31 protein-coding genes are annotated in these 23,001 nt (G+C 63.1%); 3 read left to right on the top strand and 28 right to left on the bottom strand.

Going from position 1 to position 23,001, the window contains the following annotated elements; genetic code table 11:
- Nucleotides 1-74: 74 nt before the first annotated feature.
- Entirely contained in the window at nucleotides 75-500 is a 426-nt protein-coding gene (gene rplQ, locus M2337_RS04160; protein ID WP_264571794.1) for a 50S ribosomal protein L17, read from the bottom strand.
- 224 nt (nucleotides 501-724) lie between these two features.
- The gene (locus tag M2337_RS04155) at nucleotides 725-4,021 is read right to left on the bottom strand and encodes a type ISP restriction/modification enzyme (RefSeq protein WP_264571793.1); all 3,297 of its coding nucleotides are present in this window, start codon (nucleotides 4,019-4,021) and stop codon (nucleotides 725-727) included.
- A gap of 66 nt (nucleotides 4,022-4,087) precedes the next feature.
- On the opposite strand from M2337_RS04155, the gene M2337_RS04150 reads away from it, so the two are divergent.
- Nucleotides 4,088-4,378 (top strand): hypothetical protein, encoded by a 291-nt coding sequence (locus M2337_RS04150; RefSeq protein ID WP_264571792.1) that lies wholly within the window; start codon nucleotides 4,088-4,090, stop codon nucleotides 4,376-4,378.
- 89 nt (nucleotides 4,379-4,467) lie between these two features.
- Here M2337_RS04150 and M2337_RS04145 read toward each other — a convergent pair whose 3' ends face one another.
- The 3 genes from M2337_RS04145 to rpsM form a co-directional block, all read right to left on the bottom strand.
- The gene (locus M2337_RS04145; RefSeq protein ID WP_181558380.1) at nucleotides 4,468-5,532 is read right to left on the bottom strand and encodes a DNA-directed RNA polymerase subunit alpha; all 1,065 of its coding nucleotides are present in this window, start codon (nucleotides 5,530-5,532) and stop codon (nucleotides 4,468-4,470) included.
- A gap of 128 nt (nucleotides 5,533-5,660) precedes the next feature.
- On the bottom strand, nucleotides 5,661-6,050 hold the full coding sequence (rpsK, locus tag M2337_RS04140) for a 30S ribosomal protein S11 (protein ID WP_014077853.1): 390 nt from the start codon (nucleotides 6,048-6,050) through the stop codon (nucleotides 5,661-5,663).
- A gap of 491 nt (nucleotides 6,051-6,541) precedes the next feature.
- Nucleotides 6,542-6,910 (bottom strand): 30S ribosomal protein S13, encoded by a 369-nt coding sequence (rpsM, locus tag M2337_RS04135; RefSeq protein WP_181558379.1) that lies wholly within the window; start codon nucleotides 6,908-6,910, stop codon nucleotides 6,542-6,544.
- Between the two features lie 291 nt (nucleotides 6,911-7,201).
- On the opposite strand from rpsM, the gene M2337_RS04130 reads away from it, so the two are divergent.
- Nucleotides 7,202-8,701 (top strand): lipopolysaccharide biosynthesis protein, encoded by a 1,500-nt coding sequence (locus tag M2337_RS04130; RefSeq protein ID WP_264571791.1) that lies wholly within the window; start codon nucleotides 7,202-7,204, stop codon nucleotides 8,699-8,701.
- A gap of 9 nt (nucleotides 8,702-8,710) precedes the next feature.
- Here M2337_RS04130 and M2337_RS04125 read toward each other — a convergent pair whose 3' ends face one another.
- The 4 genes from M2337_RS04125 to rplO all read right to left on the bottom strand — a co-directional run bounded on the left by M2337_RS04125 (nucleotide 8,711) and on the right by rplO (nucleotide 12,720).
- On the bottom strand, nucleotides 8,711-9,904 hold the full coding sequence (locus tag M2337_RS04125) for a glycosyltransferase (RefSeq protein ID WP_264571790.1): 1,194 nt from the start codon (nucleotides 9,902-9,904) through the stop codon (nucleotides 8,711-8,713).
- 58 nt (nucleotides 9,905-9,962) lie between these two features.
- The gene (locus tag M2337_RS04120) at nucleotides 9,963-10,610 is read right to left on the bottom strand and encodes an adenylate kinase (protein ID WP_181558376.1); all 648 of its coding nucleotides are present in this window, start codon (nucleotides 10,608-10,610) and stop codon (nucleotides 9,963-9,965) included.
- A gap of 58 nt (nucleotides 10,611-10,668) precedes the next feature.
- Complete coding sequence (secY, locus tag M2337_RS04115) at nucleotides 10,669-12,036, bottom strand: preprotein translocase subunit SecY (RefSeq protein WP_181558375.1); 1,368 nt, start codon at nucleotides 12,034-12,036, stop codon at nucleotides 10,669-10,671.
- Between the two features lie 201 nt (nucleotides 12,037-12,237).
- Entirely contained in the window at nucleotides 12,238-12,720 is a 483-nt protein-coding gene (gene rplO / locus M2337_RS04110; RefSeq protein WP_264571789.1) for a 50S ribosomal protein L15, read from the bottom strand.
- Between the two features lie 226 nt (nucleotides 12,721-12,946).
- Here rplO and M2337_RS04105 point away from each other — a divergent pair, with 226 nt between their 5' ends.
- Nucleotides 12,947-14,062 (top strand): acyltransferase family protein, encoded by a 1,116-nt coding sequence (locus M2337_RS04105; protein ID WP_264571788.1) that lies wholly within the window; start codon nucleotides 12,947-12,949, stop codon nucleotides 14,060-14,062.
- A gap of 102 nt (nucleotides 14,063-14,164) precedes the next feature.
- Here M2337_RS04105 and rpmD read toward each other — a convergent pair whose 3' ends face one another.
- From rpmD to rplC, 19 genes are all read right to left on the bottom strand, one after another.
- Nucleotides 14,165-14,344 (bottom strand): 50S ribosomal protein L30, encoded by a 180-nt coding sequence (rpmD, locus tag M2337_RS04100; RefSeq protein ID WP_181561266.1) that lies wholly within the window; start codon nucleotides 14,342-14,344, stop codon nucleotides 14,165-14,167.
- Between the two features lie 5 nt (nucleotides 14,345-14,349).
- On the bottom strand, nucleotides 14,350-15,093 hold the full coding sequence (gene rpsE / locus M2337_RS04095; protein WP_264572349.1) for a 30S ribosomal protein S5: 744 nt from the start codon (nucleotides 15,091-15,093) through the stop codon (nucleotides 14,350-14,352).
- A gap of 2 nt (nucleotides 15,094-15,095) precedes the next feature.
- On the bottom strand, nucleotides 15,096-15,449 hold the full coding sequence (gene rplR / locus M2337_RS04090) for a 50S ribosomal protein L18 (RefSeq protein WP_181561265.1): 354 nt from the start codon (nucleotides 15,447-15,449) through the stop codon (nucleotides 15,096-15,098).
- 3 nt (nucleotides 15,450-15,452) lie between these two features.
- Nucleotides 15,453-15,986 carry a 50S ribosomal protein L6 gene (rplF, locus tag M2337_RS04085; RefSeq protein WP_181561264.1) on the bottom strand — a complete coding sequence of 178 codons (534 nt, stop codon included), beginning with the start codon at nucleotides 15,984-15,986 and terminating at the stop codon, nucleotides 15,453-15,455.
- Nucleotides 15,986-16,381 (bottom strand): 30S ribosomal protein S8, encoded by a 396-nt coding sequence (rpsH, locus tag M2337_RS04080; protein WP_181561263.1) that lies wholly within the window; start codon nucleotides 16,379-16,381, stop codon nucleotides 15,986-15,988. The genes rplF and rpsH overlap by 1 nt, the downstream gene beginning before the upstream one ends.
- 10 nt (nucleotides 16,382-16,391) lie before the next feature.
- Nucleotides 16,392-16,697, bottom strand: a complete 306-nt coding sequence (gene rpsN / locus M2337_RS04075) for a 30S ribosomal protein S14 (protein WP_181561262.1) — start codon at nucleotides 16,695-16,697, stop codon at nucleotides 16,392-16,394.
- Between the two features lie 41 nt (nucleotides 16,698-16,738).
- Nucleotides 16,739-17,314, bottom strand: coding sequence for a 50S ribosomal protein L5 (gene rplE, locus M2337_RS04070; protein ID WP_181561261.1), 576 nt, complete (start codon nucleotides 17,312-17,314; stop codon nucleotides 16,739-16,741).
- The gene (gene rplX, locus M2337_RS04065; RefSeq protein WP_181561260.1) at nucleotides 17,314-17,622 is read right to left on the bottom strand and encodes a 50S ribosomal protein L24; all 309 of its coding nucleotides are present in this window, start codon (nucleotides 17,620-17,622) and stop codon (nucleotides 17,314-17,316) included. The genes rplE and rplX overlap by 1 nt, the downstream gene beginning before the upstream one ends.
- Entirely contained in the window at nucleotides 17,622-17,990 is a 369-nt protein-coding gene (rplN, locus tag M2337_RS04060) for a 50S ribosomal protein L14 (RefSeq protein ID WP_014077869.1), read from the bottom strand. The genes rplX and rplN overlap by 1 nt, the downstream gene beginning before the upstream one ends.
- 81 nt (nucleotides 17,991-18,071) lie before the next feature.
- Nucleotides 18,072-18,350, bottom strand: a complete 279-nt coding sequence (rpsQ, locus tag M2337_RS04055; protein WP_181561259.1) for a 30S ribosomal protein S17 — start codon at nucleotides 18,348-18,350, stop codon at nucleotides 18,072-18,074.
- A 15-nt stretch (nucleotides 18,351-18,365) separates the two neighbouring features.
- Entirely contained in the window at nucleotides 18,366-18,569 is a 204-nt protein-coding gene (gene rpmC, locus M2337_RS04050) for a 50S ribosomal protein L29 (protein ID WP_181561258.1), read from the bottom strand.
- Between the two features lie 5 nt (nucleotides 18,570-18,574).
- Nucleotides 18,575-19,006: a 50S ribosomal protein L16 gene (gene rplP, locus M2337_RS04045; protein ID WP_181561257.1), complete on the bottom strand. Its 432-nt coding sequence runs from the start codon at nucleotides 19,004-19,006 to the stop codon at nucleotides 18,575-18,577.
- Between the two features lie 24 nt (nucleotides 19,007-19,030).
- Nucleotides 19,031-19,726 (bottom strand): 30S ribosomal protein S3, encoded by a 696-nt coding sequence (gene rpsC, locus M2337_RS04040; protein ID WP_181561256.1) that lies wholly within the window; start codon nucleotides 19,724-19,726, stop codon nucleotides 19,031-19,033.
- A gap of 3 nt (nucleotides 19,727-19,729) precedes the next feature.
- Nucleotides 19,730-20,113, bottom strand: a complete 384-nt coding sequence (gene rplV / locus M2337_RS04035; RefSeq protein WP_181561255.1) for a 50S ribosomal protein L22 — start codon at nucleotides 20,111-20,113, stop codon at nucleotides 19,730-19,732.
- Nucleotides 20,113-20,391, bottom strand: a complete 279-nt coding sequence (gene rpsS, locus M2337_RS04030) for a 30S ribosomal protein S19 (RefSeq protein WP_181561254.1) — start codon at nucleotides 20,389-20,391, stop codon at nucleotides 20,113-20,115. The genes rplV and rpsS overlap by 1 nt, the downstream gene beginning before the upstream one ends.
- Before the next feature lie 3 nt (nucleotides 20,392-20,394).
- A complete protein-coding gene (gene rplB, locus M2337_RS04025; RefSeq protein WP_181561253.1) occupies nucleotides 20,395-21,231 on the bottom strand; it encodes a 50S ribosomal protein L2 in 837 nt (278 codons plus the stop codon).
- 14 nt (nucleotides 21,232-21,245) lie between these two features.
- Complete coding sequence (locus M2337_RS04020; protein ID WP_181561252.1) at nucleotides 21,246-21,560, bottom strand: 50S ribosomal protein L23; 315 nt, start codon at nucleotides 21,558-21,560, stop codon at nucleotides 21,246-21,248.
- Entirely contained in the window at nucleotides 21,553-22,179 is a 627-nt protein-coding gene (gene rplD, locus M2337_RS04015) for a 50S ribosomal protein L4 (protein ID WP_264571787.1), read from the bottom strand. The genes M2337_RS04020 and rplD overlap by 8 nt, the downstream gene beginning before the upstream one ends.
- 3 nt (nucleotides 22,180-22,182) lie before the next feature.
- The gene (gene rplC, locus M2337_RS04010) at nucleotides 22,183-22,941 is read right to left on the bottom strand and encodes a 50S ribosomal protein L3 (protein ID WP_181561250.1); all 759 of its coding nucleotides are present in this window, start codon (nucleotides 22,939-22,941) and stop codon (nucleotides 22,183-22,185) included.
- Between the last annotated feature and the right edge of the window lie 60 nt (nucleotides 22,942-23,001).

The following is a 23,001-nucleotide window of genomic DNA, read 5'->3' as shown; positions in this document are numbered from 1 at the left end:
AGCAAAAAGCCCCGCCGGTCGTGCCAGCGGGGCCTTTTAAATGCTTGGTCCGGTCAGGCCGGGCTGTGGAAGCCTCAGGCGGCTTCCAGCTCGTCCTCATCGGCGGTCTGCACCGGGCCGCTGTCCTGGCCCTTGGCGCTCTCGTCGCGGTCGACCAGCTCGATGATCGCCATCTGCACGGCGTCCGACGCGCGGATGTCTGCCTTGATGATGCGGGTGTAGCCGCCAGCGCGATCCTTGTAGCGCTCGGCCAGCACGTCGAACAGCTTGGTCAGCTGCGTGTCGTCGAGCAGGCGGGCATGGGCCAGACGACGGTTGGATAGGCCCCCACGCTTGGCGAGCGTGATCAGCTTCTCGACATAGGGGCGCAGTTCCTTGGCCTTGGGCAGCGTGGTCTTAATCTGCTCGTGCTTGATGAGCGCGGCCGCCATGTTGCGGAACATCGCGGTGCGGTGAGCGGAAGTGCGCTGCAGCTTGCGGCCGCCATATCTGTGACGCATGAGTCCAGTCCTTCGTTCGTTATGGGGCCGTGCAAGGCACCCCGTACCAGGCGATGAACAACGGGCACCGCCAAAACCCGGCCTCCTGCAAGAAGGACTTGAAGCGCCGCCCTAAAGCGGGTTGGGGACGAAGAGTCAAGGGAAAGCGTGTCGCACAGCGTCGGGCCGAAGCCGCACTCAAGCGGCTCGGCGACCAAGGTCGCGCGGCGTTTCGGGTCGCCCCCTCAGGGCGCCAGCTTGCCGGCCGGGATCAGCGGTCCATCGCACACGCGCTTGAGCAGGGCAGCCTGCTTCGGTTCCAGCTCCACAAGCAGCGTCAACACGTTGAGCACGTTGATGAGTTCGCTGGTATATTCGTGGAGCCAGTGGTCTGGCTGAATGTCGCCCAGCGGCGAAGGCGGACGCTTGTCGCCGATCTGCGGTCGCTCGCGGTTCTTGCGGCGATAGCTGAACCACTGGCGCAGCACCTGCTTGCCGGAGACTTCATAAGCCCAGACCTGCGGACTCACATTGTCGATGAACCCGCCGCCCACGCGCAGCCGGCGCTTGCCCGCATCATAGTCGAGAGTGTCCGGAAAACCTTCGGGCGTGGGCGGAATACGGCCCTCCTTCGGGACCATCGGCGGATTGACCGCGACGCGCGGCGGCCCAGCCGGGCGTCCCGCATCCGCATCGGCAAAGCGCTCGCCGAATGTATGCAGCCAGATCACCTCGCGCCCCAGCGCCGCCGCCTGCGCGAACAAGGCCGCGTCGGCGGTCATCGGCACACGCAGGCCGGGGCGGATCAGGTCGGCCCTGAACGTCTCGACAAATGCGGGATGAGCAAGGAGCGCGACGACATAGGCAAAGACGTCCGCCGGATCGACTGCCGTACCGTAGGTTTTCGCGAGGATCGCCAGCAGCTGCGGTGAGACATTGCTTTCTGCTGCCGCCGCATCTTTCCAAAGCGCGAAGACACGCCCTCCAAATGAACCTTTATATTGATGAAGGTCGGGGATGAGAGCGGTCACCGAAACTGAAGGTCCCCCGTTGGGGCTATGAGCCATGAGTGCACTTAGAAAAACCTGGTCTCTGCCAAAAGCGTTCCACAAGCTCGGGTTGGCACGGTTGATCAGACGATTGTCCGGAATGATCCACTGCCGATCGAATGACCGAAAGCCGTAATGCATTGGCTGGATAATTTGCAGCTGCTGCTCTGCCTGGGCTTTCGTCGCATTGTGTTTTGTCTCAGCCAAAAGCGCTTCGATAGACCTCAATGCGCCATGATGGCCGGTGAGTCCTTTCGTGCTCGCTTTGCTCACTGTCTTGTCGCCGCCCTCGTGCGGATGAAACAGTTTCGCCCGCTCTTCCGAAGATTTTTCTTCAATAAGCCGCTTCCAACGCGCCTCGAGCGTCTCGGCATCCGGTGCGATGATCCACGTCCGCCCCGGCATCACGCCCGATCCGCAATCGCCGAGCACCGCATCGAGCGCCGCAAAATCGCCCCATCCTCCCGCATGATCCGGCAGGAAGGGCGCGCGCCAGTCCCTGGGGCAGTCGCTCCATCCCTTGCTCTCAAGCGTGAGCGCCTCCAGTTCCTTGAACTTCTCGTCCCGCCGCCCCTTTCGCAGGGCGCGGAAGCGGACCCGTGCGGGCTTCGCCGGATCGTTCGCGGGCGAGCGGGAAGCCAATACGATGCAGACCGGATGCTGCACGCCCTGAAAAATGCGCGTCGCCACTTCCGGCTGATGCCCCTCGGGTGAACAATCGATCACCCAGATCTCGTCGCAGTCACGGCGCAGATCGCTGCGCATCTTCTGGAAGCCAGGGCCATTCAAAAAGCCGGCGACCGTGATGTAGCACACCATGCCGGCAAGCTTTTCCTCGACGGGAGGCTGCCTGTCTCGCCCGCCCGCGCCCTGTTCGAACACCTTCCATGCTGCCCAGCGCCAGAAATAGACATAGAGATTGCGCAGATGCTTGGCGTGGGTGCCGACTTTCCAGCTGGCTGGCGGCACCCAGTCTTGGAACGGGGCCGCGCGATTGCCGCCATTCTCGATCCAGCTGCCTTTGCCTTTGGCTTTCTCCTTATAGGGAGGATTACCGATCACCACAGTGATCGGCTGCTCACGCTTGACCTTGTTGGCGGCCTCCCGTGAGCGGGAGATTTCCCGGTAAATGCCCTGTCCAGATTCGACATCGGCATATGGGTCGCTGAGTGTATCGGTCACGAACAGGCCCGGCGTCCCAATCGCCTCCAGCGCGATCATTTCCGCAAGCAGGCGAAGCTCCGCAACGGCATAGGCGCCGAATTGCAGTTCAAACCCATAGAGGCGTTTGGCCGCCGCGCTGATGGCGTCGGGAATCGCGCCGTCGCCTTCGCTCTTCTCCACGCTTTCGGCAATGGCCCGCAAGATTGCCAGCAGATAGGTGCCCGACCCCATCGCGGGATCGACGACGTGGACCTGCTTGCTGGCCAGACCCTCTGAAACCCCGAACCGCTGGGAGGATCGCAGGGCTTCGTCGCACAGCCGGACCATGGTCTGCACCACCTGCGGCGGGGTGTAATAGGAGCCGGTCAACTTGCGCAGGCGGTTGTCATAGACTTCGAGGAAGTCCTCGTAGAAATACAGCCAGGCTTCCGCATCGCCCTTGGCAATCACGGCCCAGTCGACCACGTCGAGCACGCGCACCATCGTGTCCAGCGAAGGGCCGAGGGAGAGGTCCTGCTCGGTCAACAGGCGCAACGCCGTGCCGATCAACGTGTCCGTCTTGCCCAGCGCTTTCGCGACATCGTCCAGCCCGTCAGCAAGGGTGATCTTCCGGGATTTTGCCATGAGCAGGCCGAAGGTGACGGCCTGCGCATAACCGTCGGCAAATTTCGCATCGTCGGCATCGGGGAAGAGCAGCGCTTTCCAGTCCTCCTTGAGGTCAGACAATCTTGCGTTCTTGACGCCGAGTTGTTCGATCACCTCGTCGCGCAAATAGCGGCAAAGCCGGGCAGCAGTCACCGCCAGTTCCTTTGGACCTCGGGGCGGCAACGGCTGCCAACTCAGAAAATCCTGAATGAGTGGAAGCAAGGACAGAGGCGCCGCAAGCGCAGAACCTGAGGTTTCGATGTCGCCATCGAGCCTGACGATTTCGCCAACCAGTTGGCCGTTCCGCCAGAGCGAAAGGGCATGGCCGTTCATATAGAGAAGGTTGGGTAGCGACTTGAGCTTGTCCCATTGCTCCTTGTCGTGCTTGTCTCTGAACTTGCGTGGATCGGCGCCCTTGTCGGGGGCCTTGACCTCGATGAATCCGATCAGCGCCTTGTTGATCTGAACAGCGAAATCGGGACGGGTACGCAAATCCGAAAGGGATTTCTCACCGATCAGCGCCAGCGCACCCTTAGCAAGACCGCATTCGGCCGACAGAGCCGCGAACAATTGCTCGATGGGATTGCGCAGCTGGTCTTCCGGCTGACCTCCCTGATTGAGCTTGGCCTTGGCTGCTACACCGAATTCACCCACAGCTTTTTTGATGCGTTCAGCTTGCGTCATAGGTCCCCTTGACTAGTATCTTTGCATCAGGGCCACTGGTCCGGCAATCGATGAATGGTGGTTTGCGTGAATGATCTTTTCGACAGCGGCCCCAGACAACTCGGCTTCGACATGGGAGACGCCGGCAAGCCAGTTTCTTACGAACCGGACCGCGATCAGGTTCGCGCGGAACTGACGGAAATTCTGGAGACGGCGCGGTCTGCCAAGGATACAGCGCCTTGGGACGCCCGCACATTCCTTTATCATAAGGTCGTGTTTCCACAGATGGCGCGCTGGCTGCCGGATGACGAACGCGATCAACTGTGCTTCGAGTTCGCTTCTCAGGTTGAACGGATCGAACTGCTGCTGGCTGCCTGAAGGCAGGCCCTTCTCACTAATTCAATGCACGAATAAAAAAGGCCCCGCCTTTCGGCGGAGCCTTTCATGATTTCTCGGGTGTAGCCCGATCAGCCCAGCAGTTCCTGCTCGAGCTTCTTGGCGATCTCTTCGATGTTCTCCGGCGGCCAGCCCGGAATGTCCATCCCGAGGCGCAGGCCCATGCTGGAGAGCACTTCCTTGATCTCGTTGAGGCTCTTGCGGCCGAAGTTCGGCGTGCGGAGCATCTCGGCCTCGGTCTTCTGGACGAGGTCGCCGATGTAGATGATGTTATCGTTCTTGAGGCAGTTGGCGCTGCGCACGCTGAGCTCCAGTTCGTCCACCTTCTTGAGCAGATAGCGGTTGATCTGGTTGGCGTCGCCCTCGCCTTCGTCGGCCGCGGCACCGGCGCCTGCACCCGTGCTCGGGCCGGCGGTCGGCAGCGCGTCCTCGAAGTGGACGAAGAGCTGCAGCTGGTCCTGCAGGATGCGCGCGGCATAGGCCACGGCGTCCTCAGGGCTGACGGTGCCGTCCGTCTCGACCGTCAGGTTGAGCCGGTCATAGTCCAGCTCCTGGCCGATACGGGCGTTCTCGACCTTGTACGCCACCTGGCGCACGGGCGAGTAGAGCGCATCCACCGGGATGAGGCCGATCGGCGCATCGGCCGGGCGGTTGTTCACGGCAGGCACATAGCCCTTTCCGGTGTCGACGGTCAGCTCCATGTTGAAGCTGGCGCCTTCGTCCAGATGGCAGATCACCAGATCGCTGTTCATCACGGCCATGTCGCCGGTCACCACGATGTCACCAGCGGTGACGGTCGTGGGCCCGGTGGCGCTGAGCTGAAGACGGCGGGGGCCTTCGCCCTCCATCTTGAGCGCGATCTGCTTCACGTTGAGCACGATGTCGGTCACGTCTTCGCGCACACCGGCGAGGCTCGAGAATTCGTGAAGCACGTTCTCGATCTTGATCGCGGTGACAGCGGCGCCCTGCAACGAGGAGAGCAACACGCGGCGAAGCGCGTTGCCCAGCGTCAGGCCAAAGCCGCGCTCAAGCGGCTCGGCGACGAAGGTCGCGCGGCGTTTCGGGTCGCCCCCGGCCTTGATCTCGAGGCCATTGGGCTTCTTCAATTCCTGCCAGTTCCGGATGTTGACAGTCATGTATTTCCCCTGGGAGTTGGGCGGAGGACGGTGGAGTGCAGCTGCGATCCGGCCCCGGCCTTAGAAGGAATGGTCGGGCAGGGATGGGGTTTCCGCAAAGAAACCCCCGCCCTGCTCGTCGGGCCGAATCAGACGCGGCGGCGCTTGCTCGGCCGCACGCCATTGTGCGGGATCGGCGTGACGTCACGGATGGACGTGATGGTAAAACCGACGGCCTGCAGCGCGCGCAGAGCCGATTCGCGGCCCGAACCGGGGCCTTTGACTTCCACCTCGAGGGTGCGCACGCCATGCTCGGCAGCCTTGCGGCCGGCGTCTTCGGCGCAGACCTGCGCGGCATAAGGCGTCGACTTGCGGCTGCCCTTGAAGCCCATCATGCCGGCGCTGGACCAGCTGATCGCATTACCCTGCGCATCGGTGATGGTGATCATGGTATTGTTGAAGCTGGCGTTCACATGCGCGACGCCTGCCGAGATATTCTTGCGCTCGCGCCTGCGAAGCCGCTGGGGTTCCCGTGCCATCTGACTAACTTTCCTACTCGAAACTGGTTGAACCGGTGCCTGCGCCTGTTTCGCAATTCCTGCGTCGCACACACCCTGCCATGCCTGTCCGCGCCGGGAGCATCGTCCCTTTGCCGGTCCCCATGTCGATCACCCATCTCGCTTCGGGCGCCGAGTGATCGGCAGGCCCGTGGGAAGAGGCGATCCCATGCGGGACCAGGACCGGAGCGTTTGCACGCTGCCGGGGCGGAGAGCGAAGACCGGATGGTCCGGTGGTCGCGCCTTGCCCCTGCACGTCCCTGCCCTTGCGGGCCTTGCCGGGTCCGGCGCGCCTCCACTGGGGCGAGCCTGCTACGGCGGGGGACGTCTGGTCCGGACTGTTCTGGCGGGTGCGGATGCGATGTTTCAGCGCATGCGCCCGGCGGAACAGAAGAAGCCGGATCGCTCCGGCGCCGGGCGGCTCGCGATGGCATGGCCGCAGCCATGCCAGCATCGCGCCATCCGGCCTTGCGTTACTTCTTCTTGCCGGCGATCGGCTTGGCCTTGCCCTTGCGGGTGCGCGCATTGGTATGCGTGCGCTGGCCACGGACCGGCAGGCCCTTGCGATGACGCAGGCCGCGATAGCAGGCCAGATCCATCAGGCGCTTGATGTTCATCGCGGTTTCGCGACGCAGATCGCCCTCGACCGTCAGGTCGGCGTCGATCGTCTCACGGATCTGCAGCACTTCCGCGTCGGTCAGGTCCTGAACCCGGCGGCTGTGATCGATGCCGAGCTTGTCGGCGATGCCCACGGCGGTCCGGGGACCGATGCCATGGATGTAGGTCAGCGCGATGATCACGCGCTTGTTGGTCGGGATGTTGACCCCCGCAATACGTGCCATATATCCTCCTGCTCCACAGGATGCTCTGGCGGGCATCCTATCTCGTAGCGTTGAACCCGGACGCGCAAAGCACGGCGAGCGCTCGCTCGCGCTGCCGTTGACCTCGTCGCATTGGGAACGGTGGTCGTTACTGCAACGCTCGTGCCCTGTCAACGGCAGGCCGGAACGGACCGCCTCTTTAACAGTATCAAAACCCCTGGCGGGTTCTTATGAGCCTTCCAGCCTCCGCCCTGTCGCCCGTTTCCGAATCAGAGCCCCTTTTTCATGTCCCAAAGCGCTCCCACATCCTCGGTGACCACGCGACTCGTGAAGGGGGCCGGCTGGGTGATGACCTCGCAGGTCATCATCAACGCAGTGTCGTTCGCCTCATCGATCGTGCTGGCGCGCCTGCTGATGCCGGAAGATTTCGGCCTGGTCGCCATTGCATTGGGGGTCAGCGCGGTGGTGACGGCCTTGACCTCCATGCCGCTGTCCGAGGCGCTCATCCAGATCAACGATATCGAGGACGATCACTTCCACAGCGCGTTCACGCTGGGCTTCCTCCGTGCGATGATGCTGACGCTGCTGCTGGCCGGGGCAGCCTGGCCGGTCGCGGCCATGTATGACGACAGTCGCCTCGCGCCGATCATGCTTGCGCTTTCGGGGCAGGCTTTCATCAGCGGCTTCTACAGTGCCCGCTGGCCGATGATCCAGAAGCAGCTCTCCTTTGCGCCGGACGCGATCGCCGGGGTCGTAACGCGCGTGGCGGCCGTCACCGCTTCGGTCGTGATCGCCTATCTGTACCAAACCTATTGGGCGATCGTGATCCCGATCGTGCTGATGCAGTTCCTCAGCGTGGTGGTCACGCATCTCTATGCGCCCTATCTGCCGCGCCTCAGGCTCTCGAAGGTGCGCGAGATCTGGTCCTTCTCGATCTGGATGACCTTCAGTTCCGTGCTGACGACCGTCAACGCGCGCATCGACAGTCTCGTGCTGGGCGGTGTTCTGGGGCAGCGCGAAGTCGGATTTTACAGCTATGCCGATGAGAAGGCGCGGATGCCCACGCGCGAGCTCTCAACGCCGCTCATCCGGCTGCTGTTTCCCGGTCTCACCGCGGTTCGGCATGATCCCGCCCGGCTCGCCGCAGCCTATCAGCGCACGCTGACCGTCATTTTCGCGGTCTGCGTGCCGGCCGGCGCCGGCTTCGGTCTGGTTGCCGACATGTTCGTTCATGTGTTGCTCGGCCCGAAATGGATCGAGATCATCCCGATCATGCAAGTGCTGGCCTTTACCTTCGCGTTCGAGAATCTGGTCACCGCTACCGCGCCGCTCGCGATGGCAATGGGCGCGACCCGCGCGCTGTTCGTTCGCGATCTCATGACCTTTGCATTCCGCGTGCCGCTTATCATCACCGGGCTTCTGCTGTTCGGCATAACGGGGCTGCTCGGGGCGCGCGTGCTGTCCACCCTTGCCTCTGTCCTGCTCAACATGCTGCTCGCCAAGCAGATCGTGCATGTCAGCATCCGCCGTCAGTTTCTCGGCTGCGCGCGCACCTTTGTCGCCGTGGGCGGCATGTGCGCAGGAGTGATCGCCTTCAAGATGGCCTTGCCCACCCATGTCGCGCACAGCGTGTCCGGCCTGCTGGCGACGATTGCGGTGGGCGGGGTGGCTTACATCGCTTGCCATCTGGGGCTATGGATCCTGCGCGGACGGCCTGCAGGACCGGAAACGGATCTGATCGCCATCTTCAGCGGCGTCCTGCGCAAGCTGGGACGGTTCAAAAGGCCCCAGCCAGGACTATCCGAGCAATAAAAGGCAGGCTTAGCCCGCCGAGGCGGTCCCTGCCGTCAATCGCTGCAGCAGCATTTCGAGCTTGGGGCCATCAAGGTGACTCTTGATCGCCACGAAGGCGCGCTCCGCGATGGCCCGGCATTCGTCGGGCCGCTTGAGCAAGTCCGCGACGACGTCCTCCAGGTCCGACAAATCCCAGCGTACCGGCACATAGGTTTCCCCGGCGCGGTAGATGTCGCAGAAGGTTTCCAGATGGCTCATGTCGGGCTTCACCAGCACGGCGCCGGTTAGCACCGCCTCCAGATCGCGCCAGCAAATCTCGCCAAAACCGAACGGGCTGAAGCACAGCTGGGACTGGTCCATCTCGCTCATGAACGCAGCCCGATCGACCCGGCCCTGCCACGCCACCTGATGGCGCGCAGCGAGGGCTCGCACGGCCTGCTCGGCCTCGCGGCGCATGATCACATACCAATGGGTGCGCTCACCCGCGTCGACCCTCCCCTCGGCGTGTAACTGCGCAGGTGCGAGCGCGAAGCGCGCATGAACGTCGAGGGGGCGGGGACCGCTGGGGATCGCCTGACGCTGTTCGAACGCCTTGAGTAGCACCGGCGCGGTCGCAAAAGCCGGCGCCAGCACGAGGCGATCGACGATGTCCGGTCGACAGCGCCAGTTCGGCTCGTCCACAATCAGCCCGGCCTTGGCGCTATAATAGGCCGCCAGATTGGTATGCGCTGCTTGAGGGACACGATAATGATCGCGGTCCAGCATCAGCGATTTCTTGGCATAAAGATCGACATAATCCGCGACCCGGTCGGCAAAGCGGACATCGGTCGGCGCGAACCAGTCGAGATAGGTGATGGGCGCGTGCGGATTGGCGGACCTGACCCGCTCCAATACGCGCTCGAGCTCGCCATCCGGCAACACATAAAAGGATTGGATCAGGATGGCGGACGCGTCCTTGATCAGATGCTCCGCATTTTCCGCCGGATAGGGCACGGCGCGGAACGCATAGCCCTGTCGGTCAAAGCGATCCGCGTCATGATAGAAAGGGTAGATTTGCGGCCAGGCGATCTGGTCATCGGCATAGATGAACAGAATCCGCGTCTGGGCCTGGCGAGGGAAGCGGCGAGCGAGATGAGACCGGATGACAGGCTTGACCGGATCGTAGCGGCGCCTTCCGTCATCCAGAAGGCTTATCGCCCGCGCTTCGATCCCCATCACCATTATCGCTCCGTCCTATTTGCGCCCAGCGCACCAGCCTCGTTTGCGAACGAGGGGAGGATCAGCGATCGAGAATGGTCACAATCGCGTTCGACACCTCATCGATATCCGCCATGCCGTCAACCCGGCTGACGATGTTGCGTTCCTCATAGATTGGCAGGATCGGCGCTGTTTTCGCGCGATACTCGGCCATGCGGGTACGCACCGTTTCCTCATTGTCATCGGGCCGCCGCTTGAACTCGGTGCTCCCGCACCGATCGCAAACGCCCTCGACCTTTGGTGTCTTATACCGATCATGATAGCCTTCACCGCAGCTTGCGCAAGTGAAGCGGCCGGTGATCCGGTCGACCAGTGCATCCTCGTCGACCGCCAGTTCAATGACATGATCGAGCTGACGATTGCGCGCGCCCAGCAGCACATCCAGGCTCTCCGCCTGGGCCGCCGTGCGCGGATAGCCATCGAAGATCACGCCGACATCCGGTGCAAGCTGATCCAGCGCCTCACCGATGATGCCCGAGACGATCTCGTCCGAGACGAGCTCGCCGGCATCCATCACCGCCTTCGCCTTGAGACCCACCGGGGTGCCGGCCTTCACCGCCGCCCGCAGCATGTCGCCGGTCGACAGCTGAACCATACCACGCGCAGCGACCAGACGCTGCGCCTGAGTGCCCTTGCCGGCGCCGGGCGGTCCCAGCAGGATGATGTTCATGTCACTCCCCCAAAATTCACAAGAAGGATAAGCCTGCGGCCGGGTTACCCCGGCCGGCTCAGCGCATCCGGCCTTTCAGACGCGCCTTCTTGATGAGGTCGCGATACTGGTGGGCGATGAGATGGCTCTGGATCTGCGTGACGGTATCCACGGTCACGTTGACGACGATGAGCAGGCTCGTGCCGCCGAGATAGAACGGAATCCCGGCACGGGCGATGGCGAACTCGGGGATCAGGCAGACCAGGGCCAGATAGATGGCACCGATCACCGTGATCCGCGTCAGCACGTAATCGAGATAGTTCTCGGTGTTCTTGCCGGGACGGATGCCCGGAATGAAACCGCCGTTGCGCTTGAGATTCTCCGCCGTCTCTTCCGGGTTGAAGACCACCGCGGTGTAGAAGAAGCAGAAGAAGATGATGCCTGCGCCGTAGAGCGCCATGTAGAGCGGCGTGCCGTGCGACAGATACTGGTTGATCGACAGCACGAAGTCGCCCCACGCACCGGTCGACGCATTGGCACCCGCACCGGAGAACTGCGTGATGGTGAGCGGCAGCAGCAGCAGCGACGAGGCGAAGATCGGCGGGATCACACCGGCAGTGTTGATCTTCAGCGGCAGGTGGCTGCGGTCCGCCTGCATCACGCCCTGCTTGGTCTGGCGCTTGGGATACTGGATCAGCACGCGGCGCTGGGCGCGCTCGACGAAGCAGATGCCCGCGATGAGGCCGAGGCCGACGATGATGATGCCGAGGATGACCAGACCCGAAATCGAACCGGTGCGGCCCGATTCGAAAAGGTTGGTGAGCGTCACCGGCAACTGCGCGACGATGCCAGCCATAATGATCAGCGAGATGCCGTTGCCGATGCCGCGGCTGGTGATCTGCTCACCCAGCCACAGCAGGAACATCGTGCCGCCGATCAGCGAGATGACCGCGCTGATGCGGAACAACATGCCGGGATCGACCACGGCCTGCAGCCCGGATTGCGCGCCATAGGCTTCGAGCCCGACGGCAATGAAATAGCCCTGGATCGCCGTGAGGCCGACCGTGCCATAGCGGGTATACTGATTGAGCTTCTTGCGCCCGGCTTCGCCTTCCTTCTTGATCGCGGCCAGCTTGGGCGAGAGCGACGAGCCGAGCTGCACGACGATGGAGGCAGTAATATAGGGCATGATGCCGAGCGCGATGAGGCTCATGCGCTGCAGGCTGCCGCCGGAGAAGGTATTGAAGATGTCGAGAATGCCGCCCTGCGTCTGTTGATAGAGCTGGGCCAGCACGGTCGGATCGACACCGGGGAGCGGGACGAACGAGAAAAAGCGGAAGACGATGAGCGCGCCCACCGTGAACCAGATCCGCTTCTTGAGCTCTGTAGCCTGGCCGAAGTTAGCGAGGCTCAGATTGGCTGCCATTTGGTCGGCGCGTGATGCCATGATCGCTTGCAATCCCGAAAAATGATGCTCGCCCAGGATTTGGGGGACGAACAGCCTTATCCCTTAGACGTCTGACCGGCGCCTGTCGAATAGCGGTGCCTGACCATATGATGGCATATGCAAGCGACCCCACCCGCCCATATCGGCGGGAGGGGTCGGCTATGCAAGCTCACAGTCAGGCCTGTCTCCTGATCAAGGAGATTATGCGGCCTCGGCCGGTGCAGCCTTGGCGAGAATCTCGACCTTGCCGCCAGCCTTCTCGACCGCCTCGATGGCAGCGCTGGAGGCGCCGGCCACCGCGAAGTTCGCCTTGGTGGTCAGCTCGCCCTTGGCGAGCAGACGCACGCCATGCTTGCCGCCGCGCGAAATGCCGGCCGCGCGCAGCGCCGCCTGGTCGATGGTCGCGGCCGCATCAAGCTTGCCGGCGTCGATCGCCTTCTGGACCATGCCGAGGTTCACGACCGCATAGTCCTTGCGGAAGATGTTGTTGAAGCCGCGCTTCGGCAGACGCATGTGGAGCGGCATCTGGCCGCCCTCGAAACCGTTAATGGCGACGCCCGAACGTGCCTTGGCACCCTTCTGGCCGCGACCGGCAGTCTTACCCTTGCCCGAGCCGATACCACGGCCGACGCGCATCCGGCCCTTGCGGGAGCCGGTATTATCCTTGAGTTCATTCAGCTTCATAGTGCACTCGCTTTCGCTGTTGTCGCGCTGGTGGAAAGTGCGGCCCATAGCCGCCGCACTTTGCTTTGTCACCCCATAGAATCTGTCTCGGCCGATCTCCGTCCTTCGCGTCCTGCACACGGCTCGGCGCTATCGGCGTGACAAGCCTCATGGTTAAGCGGCACCCCGGCATTCACAAATTTTGCAGGTGCGAAGGCTCTAAAAGTCATTCGCTTTAGGGCTTTACATGGTTAACGCTCGTGATCAGTCGCGCCCGAGCGCGCCCGGCTCCATTGACGAGTTGCGCATTATCGCGACCGTTCTCCTCGTTGCCTTCCATGTCGTGGGCCAGACCGACAGCGGCCTGCGAATCGAGGACGGTCATCCCGCGCGGTTCATCGTCGATCTCGGCGCCAGCTTCCGGATGCCGGCCTTCGCCTTTGTCGCCGGCTTCATCTACTGCCTGCGCCCGCCCACGCGAGGCCATATGCGCGACTTTCTGCGCGGCAAGGCGCGGCGGATCGCACTCCCTGGCCTGATCGCTGCCGTCCTGTTTGGAACGGTCGCCTACATGCAAGGCTCGCGGTTCGGCATCCCGCCCGAAGCTCTCTGGGGCTTGGCCATCTTCCCCTATGCCCACTTCTGGTTTTTGCAGGCAATCCTTGCGCTGTTCATCGTCGTCGGCCTGATCGACATCGCGCTCCATCATCGCGGGCAGTGGCCAATGTTCGCCGGCGCCTTGCTGCTTGCCTTGTGGCCCCCGCCCATCCCGACTCTTTTCGCACTGCCCCAAGCGATCCTGCTGGCGCCCTTCTTCATCTTCGGCATGTGCGTCTATCGAAGCTGGGCGTGGATCGCGCAGCATGGGCGGCTGATCGTCCCGCTGGCCGCCGTGGCTGCATTGCTTGCCTTCAGTGGCGCCTTCTATGATTATCTGATGCTCGGCGTCTCTCCGAACACGAGCATTGCCTCATCGCTGCTGCTGGGCATGTCGGTCAGCCTGCTCATTCTGCTGCGCTGGCCACACCACCCCTATGCACGCAAGGTTGGGCAGTTCAGCTTTACCATCTATCTCTATCATGTGTTCGCCACCGCCGCCGCGCGGATGGCGCTCCACACAGTCGGTATCGACGCGCTCGCGATTCATCTGCCGGTCGGAATCCTCGCCGGGCTGGTCGGCCCGGTGGCGTTGCATCTCATTCTGCTCAAGACGCCCGTCGTCGGCCCGCTGGCCCTGGGCATCCGGACCAAGGCGCCCGCGCCCCGCAGCGCTCCGGCCCAGCATGTCAAACCGCGCGCACCTGCATCCGCTCTGGCTCTTCCGGCAGCATCATCCCGCCCGGCCGTCCCGCGCGGTCACTGACCCGCCTTCAACCAGAAACCTTTCGGCAGACCTACAAACGAAAACGGAGCGCGTAACCTTCAAGGCTACGCGCTCCGTTTTCAATGTCGGTCGTAAAAGGCTTCAGCCTTCGACGATTTGCACCATGTGCGGCAGCTTGCGGATCGCGCCGCGCACTTCCGGCGTGTCCTCGAGTTCGACGACACGGTTCATCTTGCCCAGGCCGAGGCCGATCAGGATCTTCTCCTGAGAGGCCGGACGGCGGATCGGGGAACCGATCTGCTTCAGCTTGATCTTCGCCATGTCAGTTACTCCGCAATCGCTTCGGCGTCAGCCGCAGCGACCTCGGCAGAGGCGCCACCGCGACGAAGCAGGTCAGCGACCTTCTTGCCGCGACGCTGAGCGACCGACTTGGGGCTGGTCTGCTCGGTCAGAGCCGCGAACGTCGCCCGGATCATGTTGTACGGGTTCGAGGTGCCGACCGACTTGGTCACCACGTCGGCCACACCAAGGCTCTCGAACACAGCGCGCATCGGACCGCCGGCGATGATGCCGGTGCCTGCCGGCGCGGTACGAACGGTCACCTTGCCGGCGCCGAAGTGCCCGCGACCGTCATGGTGCAGCGTGCGGCCTTCCTTGAGCGGAACGCGAACCATTGCCTTCTTGGCAGCGGCGGTCGCCTTGCTGATCGCCTCGGGAACCTCACGAGCCTTGCCATGGCCGAAGCCGGCACGGCCCTTGCCGTCACCCACGACCACGAGTGCCGCAAAGCCGAAGCGCTTGCCGCCCTTCACGGTCTTCGAGACGCGGTTGATGTGGACGAGCTTCTCGACGAATTCCTCGCCATTGTCGTCCTCACCGCCACGACCGCGACGGTCGTCACGACGGCCACGGCCGCCACGATCCCGATCGCCACCGCTGCGGCCGCCACGGCCACGGCGCTGTTGCTGCTGCGGCTCGGCGGCCACACCCGTCACGTCCTGGGGCGTGGTCTCGGGCGCGAGAACAGCCTCGGGCTGATTGCCCTCACCGGTGGTGTTTTCGTCTGCCATCATCAGAACTCCAGTCCGCCTTCACGAGCGGCATCGGCCAGCGCTTTCACGCGACCATGAAAGAGGAAGCCACCACGATCGAACACGACCTTGGTAACGCCGGCCTTGGCAGCAGCCTCGGCCACGCGCTTGCCGACATCGGCTGCAGCCGATGAGGTGGCGCCGGTCTTGCCACGCACGTCCTTGTCCAGGGTCGACGCTGCGGCCAGGGTCTTGCCCTGCGTGTCGTCGATGACCTGCGCATAGATATGCCGGCCGGAACGGTGCACGGACAGACGGGGCTTGCCACCCGCCCGCGCCTTGATCGCGGTACGCACGCGCCGGGCGCGACGATCGAAGAGAGAGAGTTTCGCCATGGCTTACTTCTTCTTGCCTTCTTTGCGGAAGATAAACTCGCCGCGATACTTGATACCCTTGCCCTTATAGGGCTCCGGCTTGCGCCAGCGACGGATTTCCGCCGCGACCTGGCCGACCTGCTGCTTGTCGATCCCGCTGATTTCCACCGTGGTGTTATCGGGGGTCTTGATTTCGATCCCGGCCGGAACCGGGAAATCGACATCATGGCTGTAGCCGAGCTGCAGCTTCAGGTTCTTGCCCTGGGCCGTGGCACGATAGCCGACGCCGGTGATCTCGAGCACCTTGGTGTAACCCTCGGTCACGCCCGTGACGAGGTTCTGGACCAGCGTGCGCTGCATGCCCCAGAATGCCCGAGCCGCCTTGGTAGCGTTGGCCGGCTTGATCGAAATCGCACCGTCTTCCAGCTCATAGCTGATCTCGTCGCGCATCTGGAGCGCCAGCGTGCCCTTGGGGCCCTTCACGGAAAGCTGACCGTTCTCGATGGTGGCCGTCACCCCGCTGGGGATCGTGACCGGCTTTTTGCCGATGCGGCTCATCAGAACACCTCCGCCAGCACTTCGCCGCCGACATTCTGTGCACGCGCTTCGGCATCCGAAAGCACGCCACGGGGCGTCGAGACGATGGTGATACCGAGGCCATTGCGTACCACCGGAAGCTCCTTGGAGCCCGAATAGACGCGACGGCCAGGCTTGGAAACGCGCGCGACGTGCTTGATCGCCGGCTCGCCTTCAAAATATTTCAGCTCGATGCGCAGGCCATCATGGCCAGCCACCTGCTCTTCGGAATAGCCGCGGATGTAACCCTCGCGCTGAAGCACGTCGAGCACACGCGCACGCAGCTTGGACGCGGGCGAAACCACGCTGTCCTTGCGTGCCCGCTGGCCGTTGCGGATGCGGGTGAGCAGGTCACCCAGGGGATCGGTCAGTGCCATCTCTTAATCCTTACCAGCTCGACTTGGTGACGCCGGGGATCAGGCCCTTGTTGGCCAGATCGCGCAGCTGAACACGGCAAAGCCGGAACTTGCGATAGTAAGCGCGGGGACGACCGGTCAGCTCGCAGCGGTTGCGCACCCGGGTCGGGTTGCCGTTGCGGGGGATCTCGGCCAGCTTGAGACGCGCGATCAGACGCTCGCTGTCATCAAGCGACGTGTCATTCGCCACTGCCTTGAGACGGGCATATTTGCCGGCGTACTTCTTCACCAGCTTCTTGCGCCGTTCGTTCTTGTTGATCGAACTCAGTTTCGCCATGGACTTAAGCTCTCTTCCTTAGAAATTGGATCCGGCCACGCTCACGCAGCCTCTTTTTCCGCCTCGGCGGGGAACGGGAAACCGAAAAGACGCAGCAGTTCGCGCGCTTCTTCGTCCGTGCGGGCCGTGGTGGTCACGATGATGTCCATGCCACGCACCTTGTCGACGCGGTCATAGCTGATCTCGGGGAAGATGATCTGCTCCTTGATGCCGAAGGCATAGTTGCCACGGCCGTCGAAGCTCTTCGGGTTGAGACCACGGAAGTCGCGGATGCGGGGCATCGCGATCGTCACGAGACGATCGAGAAACTCGTACATGCGCTCGCGACGCAGGGTCACCTTCGCACCGATGGGCATGCCTTCACGCAGCTTGAACTGCGCGATCGACTTCTTCGCCTTGGTGATGACCGGCTTCTGGCCGGCAATCAGTTCCATTTCCTCGGCCGCCTGCGTGACCTTCTTCTTGTCCTGGGTCGCCTCGCCCACGCCCATGTTGAGCGTGATCTTCTCGATCCGGGGGATTTCCATGTGGTTCTTGTAACCGAACTTCTCACTCAGCGCCTTGACGATGGTCTCGTCATACAGCTTGCGCGAGCGCGGGATGTACTTGTCAGCCATCAGATGACCTCCCCGGTCTTGACCGCGACGCGGACCTTCTTGCCGTCACGGTCCTCAAAGCGGACGCGCGTGGCCTTGCCGTCGACAGCCAGTGCGACATTGGAAATGTGCAGCGGCGCCGGCTTGCGATCGATGCCGCCCTGCGGATTTGCCTGGTCGGGCTTGCGGTGGCGGGCGTGAACGTTGATGCCGTCGACCAGCACCTTGTCATCCTTGGGCATCACCTGGAGGACGGAACCGGTACGGCCCTTGTCCTTGCCGGCGAGCACGACGACCGTGTCACCCTTCTTGATACGTGCAGCGCTCATCACAGCACCTCGGGAGCAAGCGAAATGATCTTCATGAAGTTCTTCGCGCGCAGCTCGCGGACCACGGGGCCAAAGATACGCGTGCCAATCGGCTCCGCATTCTTGTTGACCAACACGGCCGCATTGCCGTCGAAGCGAATGACGCTGCCGTCGGGACGACGAACGTCCTTGGCGGTGCGCACGATCACGGCGCGGTGAACGTCACCCTTCTTCACGCGGCCACGGGGGGCGGCGTCCTTCACGGAGACGACGATGATGTCGCCAACGCTGGCAAAACGACGCTTCGAGCCGCCGAGCACCTTGATGCACTGGACGCGCTTGGCGCCGCTGTTGTCAGCGACATCAAGATTGGATTGCATCTGGATCATCGATCCGGTTCCTTCTCAATTGGCCTGCCGGGACACAGCCTGTGTCTGGCCCGGTGGTTCCGTTAAATCCTTGAGACCTACTCAGGCTGCTGCGTCTGCAGCGACCTGCTCGGGAGACTTGTGGGTGTCGACCCGCGCGATGACCTTCCAGGTCTTCAGCTTCGAGATCGGCGCCGTCTCCTCGATACGGACGGTCTCACCCTCGTGATACTCATTGGCATCGTCGTGGGCGTGATACTTCTTCGAGCGACGGATGATCTTGCCGTAGAGCGGGTGCTTCACCTTGCGCTCCACCTTGACGACGACCGTCTTGTCACCCTTGTCGGAAACCACCGTTCCCGTCAGCACGCGCTTGGGCATGGGCCTGTTTCCTTCTTACTTCGCGGACGAGCGCGAACGCTCGGCCTGGAGGGTTTTGATCCGCGCGATGTCGCGACGCACTTCGCGCACGCGGCTCGGCTTTTCAAGCTGGTTGGTCGCAGCCTGAAAGCGCAGGTTGAACTGCTCGCGCTTCAGCTCGCCCAGATCGGTCGAAAGCTGATCGTCGCTCTTCGCCTTGAGGTCAGAAATCTTGGTCATGACCATCATGCTCCCAGATGCGAGGTGTCGCCGAGACGCGCCACCACCTTCGTCTTGATCGGCAGCTTCATCGCTGCGCGGCTGAATGCTTCCGCAGCCAGCGGACCGGGCACGCCGTCCAGCTCGAACAGGATGCGGCCGGGCTTTACGCGCGCCGCCCAATATTCGATCGAACCCTTGCCCTTACCCTGACGGACTTCGGCAGGCTTCTTGGACACCGGCACGTCCGGGAAGACGCGGATCCAGAGACGGCCCTGACGACGGATGTGACGCGTGATCGCGCGGCGAGCCGCTTCGATCTGGCGCGCGGTGACCCGCTCCGGTTCCAGAGCCTTGAGGCCGTAGGATCCGAAATTGAGGTCCGTTCCACCCTTGGCATCGCCCTTGATGCGACCCTTGAAGGTCTTGCGGAACTTGGTTTTCTTCGGCTGTAGCATGATGCTTTACCTTGCTCTCAATTCTCAGCGAGCCGGACGCACACCGGAGGTCTGAGCCTCCAGCATGAGACGGTCGGTCGCCATCGGATCGTGGCCGAGGATCTCGCCCTTGAAGATCCAGACCTTGATGCCGCAAACGCCATAGGCCGTGTGGGCCTCGGCTTCTGCATAATCGACGTTCGCACGCAGCGTGTGCAGCGGAACGCGACCTTCGCGATACCACTCGACACGGGCGATCTCCGCGCCGCCCAGACGGCCGCCGCAGGTGATCTTGATGCCCTCGGCGCCGAGACGAAGCGCGCTCTGCACGGCGCGCTTCATGGCGCGACGGAAAGCGATACGACGCTCGAGCTGATCGGCAACACCCTGGGCGACGAGCTTGGAGTCGATTTCCGGCTTGCGGATCTCGACGATGTTCAGGCTCACGTCGCTGGACGTCATCGCGCTCAGCTTCTTGCGCAGCTTCTCGATGTCCGCGCCCTTCTTGCCGATGATGACACCGGGACGGGCTGCATAGATCGACACGCGGCACAGCTTGGCCGGACGCTCGATGACCACCTTGGAGATCGCGGCCTGGGGCAGCGTCTTCATGACATACTTGCGGATCTTGAGATCCTCAAGCAGCAGGCGACCATAGTCCTGACCTTCCGCGAACCAGCGGCTGTCCCAGGTGCGGTTGATCTGCAGGCGCAGACCGATGGGATTGCTCTTGTGACCCATGGATCAGGCCTCCTCTTCCGCAGCTTCACGCACGACGATGCGCACGCGGCTGAAGGGCTTCAGGATGCGGGTGGACTTGCCGCGACCACGCGCATGGAAGCGCTTCATGGTGAACGACTTGCCGACACTCGCCTCGGCGACGACGAGCGCGTCGACGTCGAGATTGTGGTTGTTCTCCGCATTGGCGACCGCGCTGGCGAGCACCTTGCGAACATCGACCGCCATCGCGCGCTTGGAGAAGGCGAGCACGTTCATCGCGTCCTCGACCTTGCGGCCACGGATGAGCGCGGCGACCAGGTTCAGCTTCTGGGCCGAACCGCGGATCTGCGTGCCGACGGCCAGCGCCTCATTGTCCGAGACGCGGCGGGGAGCTTTTGCCTTGCCCATCAGCGCTTGCCCTTCTTGTCAGCGGCGTGGCCGGGGAAGTAGCGCGTCGGCGCGAATTCACCCAGCTTGTGACCGACCATGTCTTCGTTCACCGAAACGGGAACGTGCTTGCGACCATTGTAGACGTTGAACGTCAGGCCAACGAACTGCGGCAGGATGGTGGAGCGGCGCGACCAGGTCTTGATCGGACCGCCACGGCCGTTGTTCTCCTGCGCGGTTTCTGCCTTCTTGAGCAGATGCAGGTCCACGAAGGGACCCTTCCAGACGGAGCGAGCCATCGCTTACCTCTTCTTCTTGGCGTGACGCGACCGGATGATCATCTTGTCGGTCGACTTGTTGTGACGGGTACGAGCACCCTTGGTCGGCTTGCCCCACGGGGTAACCGGATGACGGCCGCCCGAGGTCCGGCCTTCACCACCGCCGTGCGGGTGGTCGACCGGGTTCTTGGCGACGCCGCGGGTGAGCGGGCGACGGCCGAGCCAGCGGCTGCGGCCGGCCTTGGCGAGGTTCTGGTTCTGGTTGTCGGGGTTCGACACCGCACCGATGGTCGCCATGCAGTCCGAGCGGATGTAGCGCTGCTCACCCGAGCCGAGACGGACGATGACCATGCCGCGATCGCGACCGACGAGCTGGGCATAAGTACCCGCGCTGCGTGCGATCTGAGCGCCCTTGCCCGGCTTCATCTCGATGTTGTGGATGATCGTGCCGACCGGCATCTGCCCCAGTTCCATCGCGTTGCCCGGCTTCACGTCGGTCTTCTTGCCTGCGATCACCTTGTCGCCGACAGCCAGACGCTGCGGGGCGATGATGTAAGCCTGCTCGCCATCGGCATAGCTGACCAGCGCAATGAACGCCGTGCGGTTGGGGTCATATTCCAGACGCTCCACCGTCCCTTCGACGTCCCACTTGCGACGCTTGAAGTCGATGATGCGATAGCGCTGCTTGTGACCGCCGGCGATACCGCGCGAGGTCACATGACCCTTGTTGTTGCGGCCACCGGTCTTGCGCTTGCCTTCGGTCAGCGCCTTGACGGGCTTTCCCTTGTGGAGGCCGGACCGGTCGACGAGGATCAGGCCACGCTGGGCCGGGCTCGTCGGGTTATAATGCTTGAGTGCCATTGTTCAGTCCGCCCTCAAATGCCCGTGGTGATGTCGATCGACTGGCCTTCGGCCAGGGTCACGACAGCCTTCTTCACGTCCGAGCGCGTGTAGGGCTTGCCCTTCCAGCGCTTGGTCTTGCCCTTCTGGACGATCGTGTTGACCGACTTGACGCTGACATTGAACAGCGCCTCGACAGCGGCCTTGATCTCGGGCTTCGAAGCGTCACGCGCGACCTTGAACACAACCGCGTTGTGCTCGGAGACCAGCGTCGCCTTTTCGGTGATGTGCGGGGCGACAATCACGTCGTAATGACGCGTGGCCACCGCTGCTGCCTGCTTCTTAGCCATTGAAGCGCGCCTCCAGCTGCTCGACCGCGGCACGGGTCAGCACCAGGCTGTCCGCACGCAGGATATCGTAGACATTGGCACCGATGGCGGGGAGCACATTGACACCGACGAGATTGGACGAGGCCTTGGCGAAGGAGAGGTTGGTCGCCTCGCCGTCGATGAACAGCACCTTGCCGAGGTTGAGCTTGGCGAGCTGACCCGCCAGTTCCTTGGTCTTGCCGTCCTTGACGTCCAGATTGTCCAGAACCGTGAGCGAGCCGCCCTTGGCCTTGGCCGAAAGCGCCATCTTGAGGCCCAGTGCACGCACCTTCTTGTTGAGCGAGTGCCCAAAGGTACGGGCGCGCTGACCGTGCGCCTTACCACCACCGATGAAGATCGGGGCGCGGCGATCGCCGTGACGAGCCGTACCGCCGCCCTTCTGGCGACCGAACTTCTTGCCCGTGCGGGCAACGTCAGAACGCTCGCGCGTCGCCGATGCCGGGGCACGGCGCTTTTCAAGCTGCCAGGTGACGACACGGTGCAGAATGTCCGCGCGCGGCTCGAGGCCGAACACATCGTCATTCAGCTCGACATCGCCGGAGGCCTTGCCGCCGTCCAGAGTGAGAACCTTGATCTTCATGACTTAGCCCTCCTGGCCTTCAGTGGCCTCGGGCGCCGCGACGTCCTGCGCAGGCGTATCGGCCGGAGCCTCGGCGTTATTGTTCGCAGCCGACTTGATGCTGGCCGGGTACGGCACATCAGCCGGACGATCGACCTTCACGGCGTCCTTGACGAGAAGCCAGGCGCCCTTCGAGCCGGGCACGCTGCCCTTCACGAACAGCAGGCCGCGCTCGACGTCCGTGCGGACGATCTCGAGGTTCTGCTGCGTGCGCTGACGGTCGCCCATGTGGCCGGCCATCTTCTTGTTCTTGAACACGCGGCCCGGATCCTGACGGTTACCCGTCGAACCATGGGCACGGTGGCTGATCGACACACCGTGCGTGGCACGCATACCGCCGAAGCCCCAGCGCTTCATGGCGCCGGCAAAGCCCTTGCCCTGCGTCTGACCCGTCACGTCGACGAGCTGACCAGCGATGAAGTGATCGGCAGCGATTTCCGCGCCGACATCGAGCAGGGCGTCCTCGGCCACGCGGAACTCGACGACCTGCGCCTTGGGTTCCACCTGAGCCTTGGCAAAGTGCTCGCGCTGCGGCTTGGCAACATTCTTCGCCTTCGCAACGCCGGCACCCAGCTGCACGGCTACATAGCCGTCCTTATCCATTTCGCGACGGGCAATGACCTGGTTGCCTTCGAGCGCCAGGACGGTGACGGGCACATGGCGGCCATCATCCTGGAACAGGCGGGTCATACCCACTTTCTTCGCGATCACGCCGGTACGCATGATCCAATCCTCCAATAGAGGCCCCTGCATGATGCGGGGGCTTATCCAACGAAAAAACCG

Source organism: Sphingobium sp. B2D3A, assembly GCF_025961795.1.
GTDB lineage: Bacteria > Pseudomonadota > Alphaproteobacteria > Sphingomonadales > Sphingomonadaceae > Sphingobium.
Note: the sequence above shows the minus strand (reverse complement) of the source record. Positions and strands in the feature narration are given on the sequence as shown.

Coding starts and splice junctions, on each gene's coding strand:
- rplQ (WP_264571794.1), bottom strand. CDS start 500: ATGCGTCACAGATATGGCGGCCGCAAGCTGCAGCGCACTTCCGCTCAC.
- M2337_RS04155 (WP_264571793.1), bottom strand. CDS start 4,021: ATGACGCAAGCTGAACGCATCAAAAAAGCTGTGGGTGAATTCGGTGTA.
- M2337_RS04145 (WP_181558380.1), bottom strand. CDS start 5,532: ATGACTGTCAACATCCGGAACTGGCAGGAATTGAAGAAGCCCAATGGC.
- rpsK (WP_014077853.1), bottom strand. CDS start 6,050: ATGGCACGGGAACCCCAGCGGCTTCGCAGGCGCGAGCGCAAGAATATC.
- rpsM (WP_181558379.1), bottom strand. CDS start 6,910: ATGGCACGTATTGCGGGGGTCAACATCCCGACCAACAAGCGCGTGATC.
- M2337_RS04125 (WP_264571790.1), bottom strand. CDS start 9,904: ATGGTGATGGGGATCGAAGCGCGGGCGATAAGCCTTCTGGATGACGGA.
- M2337_RS04120 (WP_181558376.1), bottom strand. CDS start 10,610: ATGAACATCATCCTGCTGGGACCGCCCGGCGCCGGCAAGGGCACTCAG.
- secY (WP_181558375.1), bottom strand. CDS start 12,036: ATGGCATCACGCGCCGACCAAATGGCAGCCAATCTGAGCCTCGCTAAC.
- rplO (WP_264571789.1), bottom strand. CDS start 12,720: ATGAAGCTGAATGAACTCAAGGATAATACCGGCTCCCGCAAGGGCCGG.
- M2337_RS04105 (WP_264571788.1), top strand. CDS start 12,947: ATGGTTAACGCTCGTGATCAGTCGCGCCCGAGCGCGCCCGGCTCCATT.
- rpmD (WP_181561266.1), bottom strand. CDS start 14,344: ATGGCGAAGATCAAGCTGAAGCAGATCGGTTCCCCGATCCGCCGTCCG.
- rpsE (WP_264572349.1), bottom strand. CDS start 15,093: ATGGCAGACGAAAACACCACCGGTGAGGGCAATCAGCCCGAGGCTGTT.
- rplR (WP_181561265.1), bottom strand. CDS start 15,449: ATGGCGAAACTCTCTCTCTTCGATCGTCGCGCCCGGCGCGTGCGTACC.
- rplF (WP_181561264.1), bottom strand. CDS start 15,986: ATGAGCCGCATCGGCAAAAAGCCGGTCACGATCCCCAGCGGGGTGACG.
- rpsH (WP_181561263.1), bottom strand. CDS start 16,381: ATGGCACTGACCGATCCCCTGGGTGACCTGCTCACCCGCATCCGCAAC.
- rpsN (WP_181561262.1), bottom strand. CDS start 16,697: ATGGCGAAACTGAGTTCGATCAACAAGAACGAACGGCGCAAGAAGCTG.
- rplE (WP_181561261.1), bottom strand. CDS start 17,314: ATGGCTGACAAGTACATCCCGCGCTCGCGCAAGCTGTATGACGAGACC.
- rplX (WP_181561260.1), bottom strand. CDS start 17,622: ATGAGCGCTGCACGTATCAAGAAGGGTGACACGGTCGTCGTGCTCGCC.
- rplN (WP_014077869.1), bottom strand. CDS start 17,990: ATGATCCAGATGCAATCCAATCTTGATGTCGCTGACAACAGCGGCGCC.
- rpsQ (WP_181561259.1), bottom strand. CDS start 18,350: ATGCCCAAGCGCGTGCTGACGGGAACGGTGGTTTCCGACAAGGGTGAC.
- rpmC (WP_181561258.1), bottom strand. CDS start 18,569: ATGACCAAGATTTCTGACCTCAAGGCGAAGAGCGACGATCAGCTTTCG.
- rplP (WP_181561257.1), bottom strand. CDS start 19,006: ATGCTACAGCCGAAGAAAACCAAGTTCCGCAAGACCTTCAAGGGTCGC.
- rpsC (WP_181561256.1), bottom strand. CDS start 19,726: ATGGGTCACAAGAGCAATCCCATCGGTCTGCGCCTGCAGATCAACCGC.
- rplV (WP_181561255.1), bottom strand. CDS start 20,113: ATGGGCAAGGCAAAAGCTCCCCGCCGCGTCTCGGACAATGAGGCGCTG.
- rpsS (WP_181561254.1), bottom strand. CDS start 20,391: ATGGCTCGCTCCGTCTGGAAGGGTCCCTTCGTGGACCTGCATCTGCTC.
- rplB (WP_181561253.1), bottom strand. CDS start 21,231: ATGGCACTCAAGCATTATAACCCGACGAGCCCGGCCCAGCGTGGCCTG.
- M2337_RS04020 (WP_181561252.1), bottom strand. CDS start 21,560: ATGGCTAAGAAGCAGGCAGCAGCGGTGGCCACGCGTCATTACGACGTG.
- rplD (WP_264571787.1), bottom strand. CDS start 22,179: ATGAAGATCAAGGTTCTCACTCTGGACGGCGGCAAGGCCTCCGGCGAT.
- rplC (WP_181561250.1), bottom strand. CDS start 22,941: ATGCGTACCGGCGTGATCGCGAAGAAAGTGGGTATGACCCGCCTGTTC.